This window comes from Rubrobacter sp. M3-4 (assembly GCF_059772285.1).
Window position 1 is genome coordinate 1 of the sequence record NZ_JCBAJP010000009.1, and the last position, 12,960, is coordinate 12,960.

12 protein-coding genes are annotated in these 12,960 nt (G+C 66.2%); 5 read left to right on the top strand and 7 right to left on the bottom strand.

The genetic code is table 11. The features are described from left to right. Together AC6EKW_RS10820 and AC6EKW_RS10825 are read left to right on the top strand one after the other, a co-directional pair. Positions 1 to 416, top strand: a 416-nt coding sequence (locus AC6EKW_RS10820; protein ID WP_498514388.1) for a peroxiredoxin family protein, incomplete at its 5' end; no start/stop codon positions are given. Then, positions 413 to 1,168, top strand: coding sequence for a cytochrome c biogenesis CcdA family protein (locus AC6EKW_RS10825; protein ID WP_273886718.1), 756 nt, complete (start codon positions 413 to 415; stop codon positions 1,166 to 1,168). The genes AC6EKW_RS10820 and AC6EKW_RS10825, both read left to right, overlap by 4 nt. A gap of 4 nt (positions 1,169 to 1,172) precedes the next feature. On the opposite strand, the gene AC6EKW_RS10830 is transcribed toward AC6EKW_RS10825, so the two are convergent. After that, positions 1,173 to 1,841: a DUF5612 domain-containing protein gene (locus AC6EKW_RS10830; RefSeq protein WP_273843999.1), complete on the bottom strand. Its 669-nt coding sequence runs from the start codon at positions 1,839 to 1,841 to the stop codon at positions 1,173 to 1,175. A 122-nt stretch (positions 1,842 to 1,963) separates the two neighbouring features. Here AC6EKW_RS10830 and panB point away from each other — a divergent pair, with 122 nt between their 5' ends. Beyond that, positions 1,964 to 2,812, top strand: a complete 849-nt coding sequence (gene panB / locus AC6EKW_RS10835) for a 3-methyl-2-oxobutanoate hydroxymethyltransferase (RefSeq protein ID WP_273843996.1) — start codon at positions 1,964 to 1,966, stop codon at positions 2,810 to 2,812. Continuing rightward, complete coding sequence (panC, locus tag AC6EKW_RS10840) at positions 2,797 to 3,675, top strand: pantoate--beta-alanine ligase (protein WP_498514389.1); 879 nt, start codon at positions 2,797 to 2,799, stop codon at positions 3,673 to 3,675. Before panB ends, panC begins: the two co-directional genes overlap by 16 nt. Here panC and AC6EKW_RS10845 read toward each other — a convergent pair. Further along, positions 3,672 to 5,321: an acyl-CoA mutase large subunit family protein gene (locus tag AC6EKW_RS10845; protein ID WP_498514390.1), complete on the bottom strand. Its 1,650-nt coding sequence runs from the start codon at positions 5,319 to 5,321 to the stop codon at positions 3,672 to 3,674. The genes panC and AC6EKW_RS10845 overlap by 4 nt on opposite strands. Positions 5,322 to 5,413: 92 nt before the next feature. On the opposite strand from AC6EKW_RS10845, the gene AC6EKW_RS10850 reads away from it, so the two are divergent. Next, complete coding sequence (locus AC6EKW_RS10850) at positions 5,414 to 6,346, top strand: inorganic phosphate transporter (protein WP_498514391.1); 933 nt, start codon at positions 5,414 to 5,416, stop codon at positions 6,344 to 6,346. Here AC6EKW_RS10850 and AC6EKW_RS10855 read toward each other — a convergent pair. From AC6EKW_RS10855 to cas5, 5 genes are all read right to left on the bottom strand, one after another. Further along, complete coding sequence (locus AC6EKW_RS10855) at positions 6,305 to 7,480, bottom strand: acyl-CoA dehydrogenase family protein (protein ID WP_498514392.1); 1,176 nt, start codon at positions 7,478 to 7,480, stop codon at positions 6,305 to 6,307. The genes AC6EKW_RS10850 and AC6EKW_RS10855 overlap by 42 nt on opposite strands. A 51-nt stretch (positions 7,481 to 7,531) precedes the next feature. Further along, positions 7,532 to 8,470, bottom strand: a complete 939-nt coding sequence (gene cas6 / locus AC6EKW_RS10860; RefSeq protein ID WP_498514393.1) for a CRISPR system precrRNA processing endoribonuclease RAMP protein Cas6 — start codon at positions 8,468 to 8,470, stop codon at positions 7,532 to 7,534. 1 nt (position 8,471) lies between these two features. Beyond that, complete coding sequence (locus AC6EKW_RS10865) at positions 8,472 to 9,701, bottom strand: TIGR02710 family CRISPR-associated CARF protein (RefSeq protein WP_498514394.1); 1,230 nt, start codon at positions 9,699 to 9,701, stop codon at positions 8,472 to 8,474. A gap of 138 nt (positions 9,702 to 9,839) precedes the next feature. After that, complete coding sequence (gene cas3 / locus AC6EKW_RS10870) at positions 9,840 to 12,179, bottom strand: CRISPR-associated helicase Cas3' (protein ID WP_498514395.1); 2,340 nt, start codon at positions 12,177 to 12,179, stop codon at positions 9,840 to 9,842. Positions 12,180 to 12,181: 2 nt separating this feature from the next. Further along, positions 12,182 to 12,958: a CRISPR-associated protein Cas5 gene (cas5, locus tag AC6EKW_RS10875; protein ID WP_498514396.1), complete on the bottom strand. Its 777-nt coding sequence runs from the start codon at positions 12,956 to 12,958 to the stop codon at positions 12,182 to 12,184. Between the last annotated feature and the right edge of the window lie 2 nt (positions 12,959 to 12,960).

The window sequence follows — 12,960 nt, forward strand, 5'->3', positions numbered from 1 at the left end:
GGCAGGCCCCGAACTTCAGCATAAAGACCCTGGACGGCAAGACCTTCGAACTCTCGAAGGAGCAGGGCAGGGTCGTCGCGCTGTACTTCATGGCCGGCTGGTGCGGTTCGTGCATCCCCGAGAGCAAGGCCTGGTCCGAACTCTACCCCCGCTACCACAAGAAGGGACTCGACCTCCTCATCATCTCGGTCGACCCCAGGGACGACGCGAAGACGATAGCCGCCTTCCGACGAGCCGGGAACATAAGGCCGCTGCCCTGGGCGGTGGACAGGAGCGGTACGGTCGCCCGCAGGCTCGGGGTGAGCTCCCTCGACACCACGATCATCATCGACCGCAAGGGGAAGATCGTCTACCGCGACGCCGCCCCCACCCCGAAGAGCAAGCTGGAGCAGGTGCTCGAGAAGGAGGGTCTGTGAGCGGGCTGCAGTCGCTTGTGGCCAACTGGTTCTCGGGGATCGGCGGCGCCCTGCCGTTCGGTCTCGCCTTCGCCGCCGGGATGGTCGCCGCCGTGAACCCCTGCGGGTTCGCGATGCTCCCCGCCTACCTCTCGCTCTACCTCGGCTCGGGAGAGGATCTCGACGGGCGGTCCCTGCCCTCGCGGCTGGGGCGGGCGCTTGTGGTCGGTGCGGTCGCTTCTTCAGGGTTCGTGCTCCTGTTCACCGCGATAGGGGCCGTGATCTCCGCCGGCGGCGCCGCGGTGCTCTCGGCGATGCCCGCCGTCGGGGTCGCGATCGGGGTGGCGCTCGTGCTGGTCGGGCTGTGGATGCTCGCCGGGCGCAGCCTCTACGTCGGGACCTTCGAGCGGCTCGCCCCGAGCCCGGCGAAGGAGGTCAGCGTGAGGGGGTTCTTCCTCTTCGGGGTGGCCTACGGTCTCGCCTCGATGAGCTGCGCCCTCCCGCTCTTCCTCGTCCTCGTCGGGAGCAGCCTCGCCTCGGGCGGGACGCTCACCGGCATCGGGCGCTTCCTGGACTTCGCCCTCGGGATGGCGGTGGTGCTCGTCGGGCTCACCCTGGCTCTGGCTCTCTTCAAGCAGGGGATCGTGAAGTGGGTGCGCGGGGCGCTGCCCTACGTCCGGTTCGCCTCGGCCGCGCTGCTCGTGCTCGCCGGGGCCTACATAATCTATTACTGGGCCGTGCAGGGAGGGGTGCCCGCCGGCCAGCTCCCCTGAGAGCTCAGTAGCGGCGGCCCCGCTGTCTGTCTATGTCGAAGCGGGCCGAGGAGGCTACGGCCATCACCGCCATCACGCCGCACTGCACCGGGTCGCTCACGACGAGGTCCGCCGCCTCCGGAACGCTGCCGGCCATGTTCAACGAGAGCACGATGATGCCCCGCTCCCTTATCTCGTAGACCGCCCGCGCCACGTCCCCGCCCATGAGCGCCCCGGCCAGAACCAGCGCCACCGCCCGCGGAAGGCGCGCCACCGCGCGCACCGCGGCCGCCAGGTTCTCCTCCCCCACGAGCGGGATGGTGTCCACCGAGATCTTCTCGCCCCGGATGTTGTGCCGGTCGGCCTCCGCGACCGCCCCGACGACGACCTGCCCCACCTGCGCCCCGCCGCCGACGACGATGATCCTCTTGCCGTAGACCTTGGCGAACGAAGGGGCCCGCTCGACCTCCCGGACTACCGGCAGCCCCTCGATGTCCGCCACGAGCACCTCCGGGGAGGGTACGTCCTCCAGCTCGAGGTAGATCCTCGACTCCCCTCCCCGCCGCTCGGAGATGTCTATGTAGGTGATGTTCGCCCGGTGGTCGAGTATGACGCTGGTGAGCGCGTGCAGTATCCCCGGCTCGTCCGGGGTACGCACCACGAGCGCCAGGGGGGCCTCCTCGACCCCGCTCATCCGTCCGCTCCAGAAATGCCCATGACGGCAGGACATTCTAACCGAGCAACCCTGGTGAGGAAATCATCTGCTAACATACCGCGCGTGGCACCAGTAGACGACGTCGAGCCGAGGAGCTGAGCTTGCCCGGGAGATCCCTCCCCCGTCTGCTCGCCGACGCCCGCGCCGAAGGCCGGCGCCTCGCCATGGTCTCGATCTACGACGCCCCGACCGCGGCTCTCTGCTGCGAGGCGGGGGTGGACATGATCCTGGTCGGGGATTCTTTAGGCAACGTCATCCTCGGCTACGAGAGCACCATCCCGGTCACGATGCAGGATATGTTGCGGCACACCGGGGCGGTGGTCCGCGGGGTAGCGAGCTCGCCGCGCCCGGACGTCCCGGTGGTCGCAGACCTTCCATTCGGGAGCTACGCCACGCTGGAGAGCGCAACCGAGAACGGCGCCGCCCTCGTGCGGGCCGGAGCGCAGGCGGTAAAGCTGGAGGGTGCCGACCGGGCCGCCCTGGAAGGCATCCGGGCGCTCGTCGGGATGGGCGTCCCCGTCGTCGGGCACCTCGGGTTCACCCCTCAGTCCTCGCTCAGCTTCGGGAGCGTCGTGCAGGGCAAAAGCGCAGAGGCGGCCCGGAGGTTGCTGGAGGACGCCAGAGCCGTCGAGGAAGCCGGCTGCTGTGCGGTGGTTCTGGAGGCGGTCCCCTCCGAGGTCGCCCGGCGGATCACCGAAGAGCTCTCCATCTCCACGATCGGCATCGGGGCCGGGGCGGCCTGCGACGCGCAGGTGCTCGTCTGGCACGATCTCGTCGGCCTATCCGCAGGACCGCCGCTGCGCTTCGTCCGGCGCTACGCCGAAGTACGGGAGGTTCTCCAGCGGGCCACCGGGGAGTTCGTCGCGGAGGTCCGCTCCGGCGCGTTCCCCGCGCCCGAGCACGGCTGGAACCTCGACGAGGAGGAGCGCCGCCGGTGGGAGCAGGGCTAGAGACGGCCTCGACCCCGGAGGAGATGCGCGACCTCTCGGAGCGCTGGCGCGCCTCCGGGCAGACCGTGGGGCTCGTCCCCACGATGGGCGCGCTGCACGAGGGACACCTCTCGCTCGTCCGCCGGGCCCGTTCAGAGTGTGAGAGGGTCGTGGTCTCGGTCTTCGTCAACCCAACCCAGTTCGGACGGGGGGAGGACTTCGAGACCTACCCCCGCGACCTCGAGCGCGACCGTGCCCTGCTCGCCCGCGAGGGCGCGGACGCCGTCTTCTCCCCGACCATCGAGGCGATGTACGGGGAGGAGGATCCCGACCTCTCCTCCGGAGGGCGTGCCTCGGTGGATCCGGGCAGGCTCGGTCAGATGTGGGAGGGGGAGGTGAGGCCGGGGCACTTCCGGGGTGTCGCCACGATCGTCACGATGCTCTTCGGCGCGGTGAGGCCGCACCGGGCGTACTTCGGGGAGAAGGACTACCAGCAGCTCGTCATCGTGCGCAGGATGGCGCGGGAACTTCAGCTCGGGGTGGAGGTGGTGGGCTGCCCGACGGTGCGCGAGGAGGATGGTCTCGCGATGAGCAGCCGCAACGTCTACCTCTCCCCCGAAGAGAGGGAGGCGGCGCTCTCCCTCTCCAGGGCGCTCGGACGGTGCGCCGAGCTGGCGCGGGAGGGCGAGCGCTCGGCGAAGAAGCTGGAGGCGGCGATGCGAGAGGTCTGTGGCAGAGAGCCGCTCGTCGGGCTGCAGTACGCCGCGGTGGTCGACGCGGAGAGCCTGGAGAGGCTCGAGAGGCTCGGAGAGAGGCCGGCCCGGGCGATCATCGCCGCCCGGGTCGGCCGGACCCACCTCATAGACAACGCCGGGATACCCTAGATCACGGGGGTCTCGGTGTAGGTGCCGAAGACCTCCTTGAGCGCGTCGCAGATCTCCTGCTCGGTGGCGTAGGCGCGGACGCACTCGAGTATGGGATACATCGTGTTCCCGTCGCCGCGGGCCACCCGCTTGAGCTCCTCGAGGCGCTGGCGCACCAGCCGGTTGTCGCGCCTCCTCTTGAGGTCTTTGACGCGCTCTATCTGACGCTCCGCGACCTCGGGAGGGATGCGGTGCAGCTCGACGTCGGGCTCCTCCTCGGATTCGTAGACGTTCACGCCCACCACCCGACGGCGCCCCTCCTCCATCTCCCGCTGGTAGCGGGCGGAAGCCTCGGCGATCTCGCGCATCTGGAAGCCCTGTTCGATCGCCGGGATGACCCCGCCGAGCTCGTCTATCTGCCGGAAGTACTCGTAGGCCTGCCGCTCCATCTCGTCGGTGAGGGCCTCGACGAAGTACGAGCCGCCGAGAGGGTCTATCGTATTCGCCACGCCCGTCTCATGCGCCGCTATCTGCTGGGTGCGCACGGCTATGCGCACCGCCTCCTCGGTCGGCAGCGCCAGGGCCTCATCCAGCGAGTTGGTGTGCAGCGACTGGGTGCCGCCCAGGATCGCCGCCAGCGCCTCGAAGGCCGTGCGGACGACGTTGTTGTAGGGTTCCTGCGCCGTGAGCGAGCACCCCGCCGTCTGGGTGTGGAAGCGCATCCTCATGCTCCTGGGGTCCTTCGCCCCGTAGCGCTCCTTCATCTCGCGCGCCCAGATGCGCCGCGCGGCGCGGAACTTGGCGATCTCCTCGAAGAAGTCTATGTGCGAGTTGAAGAAGAACGAGAAGCGGGGGGCGAACTCGTCCACCCCGAGCCCGGCCTCGATGCCGGCCTCGACGTAGGCGAACCCGTCGGAGAGGGTGAAGGCCAGCTCCTGCGCCGCGGTGGAGCCCGCCTCCCGGATGTGGTAGCCCGAGATGGAGACCGTGTTCCACTTCGGCATGTGCCGCGTGGCGTAGACGAGCATGTCCTTGAAGATGCGCATCGAGGGGCCGGGCGGGTAGAGCCACTCCTTCTGCGCGATGTACTCCTTGAGGATGTCGTTCTGGTTGGTCCCCCCGAGCTTCTCCGGCGGGATCCCCTTCTTCTCGGCCGCGACGACGTACATCGCCAGAAGCACCATCGCCGGGGCGTTGATGGTCATCGAGGTCGTGATCTCGTCCATCGGGATGCCCTCGAAGAGCCGCTCCATGTCCTCGAGGGAGTCTATGGCGACCCCCTCGGTCCCCACCTCGCCCAAAGAGCGCGGCGAGTCGGAGTCGAGCCCCATGAGGGTGGGCATGTCGAAGGCGACGGAGAGCCCGGTCTGGCCCTGCTCGAGCAGGTAGCGGAAGCGCCGGTTGGTCTCCTCGGCGTCCCCGTAGCCGGCGAACTGCCTTATCGTCCATAGCCTGCCCCGGTACATCGTGGGGTAGACCCCGCGGGTGTAGGGGTACTCGCCGGGGTAGCCCAGTTTCTCCTCGTAGTCGAAGTCCCCGAGATCCTCCGGGGTGTAGAGCGGTTTGATCGGCACGCCGGAGATGGTCGAGAACTCCGCGTCACGCTCCGGGCTCTTCGAGTACGCCTCTTCCCAGCTCTCGCGGGCGCTCTTCTTTCTGGTGTCCAAGGCGCTCCTCCTGCAGGTCGCTTCCCTCTTCCCTCTGTACGGGCGTTCAGGAATGACTATACCATCCCGCACCACTTTGTATACTTGCTGGCATGAGCCTGCTGGAAGCCCTGCTTTTGGCCGCGAGCGCGCTGTTCGCGTGGAGCATGGGCAGCCACTACACCGGCTCGGTGATGGGTACGGCCTACGGCGCGGGGGTGCTCACGCTCCGGCGAGCGCTCGGGCTCGCGGCGGTCTGCGTCGTCATCGGGGCGACGGCCGCCGGGCTCAACGTCATCGGGACCTACGCGAACCTCATCGAGAGCGCCCCGGCGGAGGACGTCGCGGCCTCGCAGATAGCCGCCTCGCTGGTGACCATAGCCTCCACCTACTACAGGCTCCCGGTCTCGACGATCCAGATCTACGCGTTCTCGCTGCTCGGGGCGGCGCTCGCCGCGGGCCTCCCGGTGCGCGGGGGGCTCTTCGGGCTCGTGGTCCTGGGTTGGGCCGCGGGGCCGGTGCTGTCGCTCGTCCTGGGGTTCGTCCTGGCGCGCGCGGGGCTCGGCATCGCCCGGCGGGGCCGGGGGGCGCTCGCGGCGTTCCTCGTCGTGACCGCGCTCTACAGCTCGTTCACGATGGGTTCGAACGACGTGAGCAACGCCGCCGCCTCGCTCGCCGACGCCGGGATCTTCTCCCCCAGGGTCGCGGCGCTCTGGGGCGGGGTCTTCATGGCTTTGGGGGTGGTGAGCTGGGGCAGACGGCTCCTGGAGCGGATCGGGCACGAGATCCTGCCGCTGGACGTGCCGCTCGCCGCGACGGCCCAGTTCGCCAAGGCCGCGGCGATCTCGACGCTGAACGCCTTCGGGTACAACGCCTCGATCAACCAGAGCGTCGTCGGCGGGCTCGCCGGGGTGGGGCTCGCGACCGACCGCAGCAAGCTCAACCGCGGAGCGCTGCGCAACATCGCCCTGAACTGGATCCTCTCGCCGCTGCTCGGGACCGTCTCAGCCGCGGCGCTGGACCTGCTGCTGCACGCCCTTCTCTGAGGAGACCCCGCGCAGGATGGAGCGGGAGATGACGATGCGCTGCACCTCGCTGGTGCCCTCGTAGATCTCGGTGACCCGCGCGTCCCGGTAGAGCCTCTCCACCGGCCCCTCGTCCTTCATGTACCCCCTGCCGCCCAGGATCTGCACCGCCTCGTAGGCGATCTCGTTGGCCACCTGCGAAGCGTAGAGCTTGGCCCGCGCGCCGGCCTCGGTGACGCGCATCCCCCGGTCCTTCATCCAGGCGGCCTCGTAGGTGAGAAGCCGCGCCGCCCTCAGCTTCACCTGCATGTCGGCGAGCTTGAAGGAGATCGCCTGGTGCCCGGCTATGGGACGGCCGAACGCGCTCCGCTCCACCGCGAAACGCGATGCGTGACGGAAGGCGGCCTCTGCTATCCCGAGCGCCTGCCCGGCGATCCCGATCCTCCCCGGGTCCAGCGTCCCGAGCGCGACGCGCAGGCCCTTCCCCACCTCCCCGAGCACGTCCTCCTCCGGGACGAAGACGTTGTCGAGGAGCACGTCGTCGGTGGTGGCGGAGATGACGCCCATCTTCCTCGCGTGTTTTCCGAAGGAGATCCCCTCGGCATCCATCGGCACGATGAAGGCGGTCACGCCCTCCGGGGCGCGGGCGAAGAGGATCATGGTCCCCGCGACCCGGCCGTTGGTGATCCACTGCTTGTGCCCGCTTATGCGGTATCCGCCGGGGGCCCGCTCGGCCTTCGCCTCGATCGCGGCAGCGTCGGAGCCCGCCCCGGGCTCGGTGAGGGCGAAGCACCCGATCCTCTCGCCCCGGGCGAGCGGCGGCACCCACCGCCGCTTCTGCTCCTCGGTGCCGTACTGCAGGATAGGGAGCGTCCCGGCGCTGGTGTGCACCGCGAGCGTAACCCCCACCCCGGCGTCGGCGCGGCTGAGCTCCTCGATGGCGAGCACGTAGGAGAGGAAGTCCTTCCCGGCCCCGCCGTACTCTACGGGCACGCAGAGTCCCATGAAGCCCATCGCGGCGAGCTTCTCGAAGATCTCCTGCGGATAGACGTCGTTTTGGTCCCGCTCGGCCGCCCCCGGCGCCACCACCTCGTCGGCGAAGCGCGCCGCCTCCTCCCTCACCTCCCGTTGCTCCCTGCTCAGCTCGAAGTCCATGCGTCACCCCCGTCTTCGCGCCTGCTCAGAAAACGATTATATGCAACCCGCTCACGCGGCGAGCACGCGGTAGCGCCCGAGCCCGAAGACGGCGCGCCGCCCGACGTGGGTGAGCTGGCCCAGACAGAGCAGCGGCAGGAACTCCTCCAGGGGACCGGCATACTCCACCCGTCCCACCACCCCTTCGAGCGTCTCCGACCTCCCCCTGAACGAGGAGTAGCGCCGGAAGGAGACCCAGGTCGTCTCGTCGAGCGCCGTCCGTACCTCCCGTGCCCGCTCCACCAGGGCGCGGAAGTCCTCCCTCAAGAGCTCACCGCAGTGGACGGCGGAGAGCATCGGGATGCGGATGAGGAGCGCCTGCACCAGCGCGGCGAACGCGGGGGCGCCGGCCGCCACCTCCCCCCGGAACCTGACCTGTGTGGGCGTGAGAAACTCCACCCGGATGCTCCCGGGATCCAGACCACGAGCCTCCCGCGCGGCGTCCTCCCAGCCAACCGCGAGCCGGCGGTTTCTGACCACCTCCCTGTCGAAGACCTCCTCCCGCGCCCCCGAGAACGGGTTTCTCGCGACGATCCTCTCCAGCCTGTAGCGGGCCCTCCTGCGACCCACCCCCATCTCGCCCATCTTCGAGAACGCGTAGACGAAGTACGGCATGTACTCCACCGCCCGGCCCACCACGGTGAACCCGAAGCGCATCCTCTCGCCCGGCCCGTACTCCATCCTCGTCTCCTCCGGCGGCTCGAAGACGTAGGGGCGGGGGATCTGCTGGTTCTTCGAAAAATCCCTCAGGCCCTCCGGCGGAGAGGTCTCGAAGACGTAGCCGTAGGGGCACTTCTCCCCGAGAGGACAGCCGCCTCCGTCGTGCGGGAACGGGCAGCAGCTCTCCTTGAAGGCGCGGCCGAAGGCGCCCCGGATCATGGAACCCTCGTACGGCGGCACGACCGCCCGTTCGACGAAGCGCACCGTGACCTCGTGGCAGTAGAGCTCCACCTCAGAGCCCCTTCAGCGTCGCGTGGACCGCCCCGGAGCGCACCCCTTCCTCGCCGATCATCTCCTCCACGTACTCCAGGAAGCGGCGGGCGGCCTTCTCCCCTATCGGCTCGAGCCCGTGCGCCAGGATGGAGCGGTTGCGCTGGCGCAGAAGGTCCCGCAAGACCGCATCCTCCTCCCCGGCTTCTCCACTCAGGATACGCTCCAGAAGCCGGGCGTGGTGCAGGGCGAGAACCTCCGGCAGCCCGCTCGCCCCCGACTCCCGCAGGAAACGCTCCCGCACCTCCTCGCCCACCTTCCCCCAGTCCACCCGGGAGGCGTCTATCCCGTGCTCGCTCATCAGACGCCACTGATGGTACATCTCGACGCAGCGGTAGAGCCGGGCGACGCCGTCGTCGTGGCGCCCCTGGTCCACGATGCGTCGGCGGGCGTTCTCCAGCATGTCCACGACGTTCTCCACCGAGAGCCTGCCCCGCACCCTCCCCAGGAATGGGAGATGCGCCGAGATCCTCTCTGAAAGCTCCCCGGCCCTCCCGGCCAGCTCCGGGTGCGAAAAGCTCGCCCCGAGCTCCTCCCGCGCCGCCCGCAGCCGCTCCAGCGCCGCCGCGTAGTCCGCAACGTCCCAGGCCGCGTAGCCCTCAGAGAGGAGCAGGAGCCCCCGGTAGTAGTGACCGCGCTCGACCCCGCTCACCTTCCCCACGATGTCCCCGAAGACCAGCGCCGCGGCGGCATAATCCCTGCGGTTGAAGAGCTCTATAGCCTGCCCCTCGCGCAGGAGGCCCGTCGCCTCCAGCGGGTTCTCCATCGGGACGACCTCCACCTCCCGCGAAGAGTCCCGCTCCCAGCGCCCGTCCACGTAGCGCTGCGGCACCCGCTGGTGCACCATCGAGACCCCGCGCGTCATCGCCGCGAGTGCCGCCCCCAACCTCATCGGGGTCGTCCCGCCGGTGGCGTCAAGAAGGATCTCCTCCCGCCCGTACCCTTCATCCGTGAGCTCCGCGAGCAGGCGCTCGAAGCGCCCGAAGGCGTCCGAGATCTCCATCGGCGAGTCCACCAGGTGGTAGGTGAACTCAACACCCGCCCCCTTAAGCTCCGCGCACCGCAGCACGATCGCCTCCAAGACCTCCTGCGAGGAGATGATCCCCATCCTCTCCGGCCGCAGCATCTCCACCGCGATCCCAACCGACTCCGGCCGCGAGGCAAGCAGGATGAGGGCCCGGACCTCTATCACCGCAGGACACTCCTGGTGGACTCTACGGCCACAGCGATCCCCTGGCAGGTGTTGTATTCTCCGACCTCATACCCGCAATCCACCTGGAGGACATGGATCCAGGACCGAGCAAGGAAACATTCCATGAATCCTTAAGGTTCAAACGCCATCCAACCTCAGCCCATACTCTGGGTTATAAGGTACATGGACGACCTTTACCCAATCTTCAGAAGGTTCAACGAGATCTGCTCTATCCAACTGCGCCAGCTGGCCCCAACTCACCGCCACCGGAAGCTCGCCCGCTTCGAGCGGATTCTCCTCCCTTAACTCGAGATACTCGTCCTTCAGTCCCACAGGAACCACTTCAACCCCATCGAACATCCTGTAGAACTCTTCGCTCAACTCCTCATCGGACTGGTATGGAAACAGACGATCAATACAAGCCCTGCAGAAGAGACTCGAAGCCTCCTCGAATTCCGCTTTCCAGCGCTCGGAGACTTCACCGCCGTAAACCTCATCGAGCCACCGCTTCAAGAGTCTTTCATCAATCGGCTTCTGGTTCTCCCGTTCCAACACATCCACCGTCCGCTGAACAAGCAGTTCATCATAAGGTAGCGTCTGTTCTCGTGGCTCCCTGAAAACATGCACATCGCTCAGATCGTGCCGCATGCCCCGGTTGACCCGCCCAAACCTCTGCAGGAGAGCATCCAGGGGGGCGGGTTCGGTAAATATGGTGTCGAAATCTACATCTAGGCTGACTTCCACGACCTGCGTTGCGACGAGCACGATACCCTTACCTTCGGACCTGTTCTTCGTTCCCATTCGAGCAAGCAAACACTGCTCTTTACGCGTGCGGTCCCTAGTATTGAAACGACCGTGTAAGAGTGATGGATGCACCTCCGAGCTGGAGCTCTTCAACCTCTCGTAGACGTTCTGTGCCCGGCGCACCGTATTGCAGCAGACCAGCACGGAGCCACGCTCGGCAGCTTCTTCTATGCTGCGTACCCCGTCGTCGCTCTCCAACTCACCGTCGAGAAGCACGATACGGTGGCGCCGAAATTTCTCGAAGAGGTTGTCTGGTACGGAAAGTTCTTTCAGACCCGGCAACGTCTCGTAGAGCCACCCTTTCAATATCTCCGGTAGGGTGGCGGACATGATGCAGAACTTGGCCCCGTAATTTCGTTCGAGGTACTCCATCATCCGCAGTATCAGGGCCAACCGTTTCGGTTCGTAGGCGTGTATCTCGTCGAAGACAAAGAGCCCGCCGAAGGTATCGGCAAGAGCAGACTCGTAGCCTTTGAGTCGATACATCGCGGATAACATCTGGTAAGGACTCAACACCCTGATCGGGAAGTAATGAAGCCTGGAGAGCTGGGTCGCAGAGGCGGCCTTTTTCATGGCGGTCGTGGACGAAATTTCTTCCTGCTCGAGGAACATCCGGTAAAGAGCGAACCGGCTCCTACCGTGTTGCAGACCAACGTTCTTCTCCTCAAATCGCTCGGAGAGACGCCTGCGCATCGCGTTCATGCTCGCCTGGAACGGCAGGACGTAGTAGAGACGCGACGCCCCACCATTCGAGCCCTGACGAGCAGCCCATAGCAGCGCTGCTTCTGTCTTACCGGATCCAGTCGGAGCTGCAAACATCACTGAGCCCCACTCCTCCATACATTTGCGCTGGTGCGGGTAGGGCTCCGGAAGGTTGAGCTCCTCCAGCAACCTCGTAGGCTCGGGAACCGGGAGCTTCGGAAACCTCTCTGCATGTGCGGATCCCGCGTGGTCAGCGGTCACCATCACTCCCCTGTGCACTAGAGCGGCTATGGTTATCGGGTTTTCGGGCCCCAGCTCTTCGAGCCGCCTTTCCAAGTCGAAGTAGGCATCGAGTGCCCTGCGGACACGCAAATAACCTCTGTCCCGAAACTCGGTGGGTGATTCGTGAGCAAGGAGGACAGGCAGTTCGATACCTGCCCCGTCCATGTCGAGTGTGGAGATCCACTCCGCTGGAGCGGTCGACAACCATTCCCGAAGCGCCGGCATTGCCTCATCGGGTATCTCGTCGAGCATCTCGGGGAGTACATCGTACTCCGGACGCTTCGCTGGCGGATACCCACGCTTTATCTCCGCCATGTCCCTGTGATGAGACACTATGGTGGAGACCACCGGAAGCCAGTCTTCGTGCTCCTCCGGGAACACCCACCCTACGAAGGCAAGCGAGAGCACCTCGTGCCTCTTTCCCCAGGCTTTTTTCGCCCCGGGAAGCAATTGTTTCTGGAAACCACTCGCCGCCTTACCGAAATCGTGGAGGAATGCCGCCCAGAACGCCCGATGCCAGAAGCGCTTGCAGCCCAAGCGTTCCCCCAGATCAGGGCGCAGCCTGTACTGCTCCGCGACCTTCTCGCACACCCTGTAGGTATGCTCGACAAGTGTCTCACCCGAAGTATTTCCGGAATCAGGACTCTTCGCCCAGACGTTTCGCAACGCGTTCGGAATCTCGAGAGCCATTCTTACTCCGTGAAGCCGTGCAGCCAAACTCCTCTTTTAGCTCCCTTGTACTCCGAGCTATCGGGGTCTACCCAGTGCAGAATAGCTTCGTCTTCATAGCGAATCACCGGACGCTCTTCCTCATCCAGATCTTCTTGACGCTCCTCCGTCGGTCTCAGAACGACCCGGTTCTGGAGGATCACGTACCTCTCGAAAGCTGGTTCACGCCCCCTGGAGTAGTCCACGTAGCGGGGCATAAGCACCGTCACTCCCCGACGAACACGCACCTGCATCTCCCACGGCAAAAGGGTGTGCTCGTAGTAAGCTCGTGGAGCACGCTCGAGATCGACAACCTCTACTCGCCTGTAGCTCATGAGATCCTGCGAGCGCCCGAGCACCGTTGGGTAGCGTGGTGATCTGAAGTACTCCGCAAGGTCCGCCGGGCTCACGTAAAGTGTCATCCGGGGCCTGAACAGGAACTCCCGGGTTAGAGGATTCACGTTGCCCTGGATATTCACCGGCTCGGCGAAGACCACACCCCTTTTTCTCTGACGCAGCGGCCTGCCGGTTCCTGGGGATATAGCGTGCACATGCTCCAGGTCTTCACCTTTACCCTCGTGTGTAAAGGTGTATCCGAACCTGAGCCCTATAGGATCCATCCATTCCCCGACGGCGCTACAGATGTGACCGTAGATGGTAGCCGGCGGTGGCATCTCGAAGGTGGGATGCCTCCCCCACATGAAATGCGGGTAGCGGAAGGAGGTGGTAAGCCCCTCCATTTCGACGCGAACGACCTGCATAG

Bases quoted from the DNA above. Each gene is read 5' to 3' on its own strand.
- AC6EKW_RS10830 (WP_273843999.1), bottom strand. From the start codon at position 1,841: ATGAGCGGGGTCGAGGAGGCCCCCCTGGCGCTCGTGGTGCGTACCCCG.
- AC6EKW_RS10850 (WP_498514391.1), top strand. From the start codon at position 5,414: ATGAGCCTGCTGGAAGCCCTGCTTTTGGCCGCGAGCGCGCTGTTCGCG.
- AC6EKW_RS10855 (WP_498514392.1), bottom strand. From the start codon at position 7,480: ATGGACTTCGAGCTGAGCAGGGAGCAACGGGAGGTGAGGGAGGAGGCG.
- cas3 (WP_498514395.1), bottom strand. From the start codon at position 12,179: ATGGCTCTCGAGATTCCGAACGCGTTGCGAAACGTCTGGGCGAAGAGT.
- cas5 (WP_498514396.1), bottom strand. From the start codon at position 12,958: ATGCAGGTCGTTCGCGTCGAAATGGAGGGGCTTACCACCTCCTTCCGC.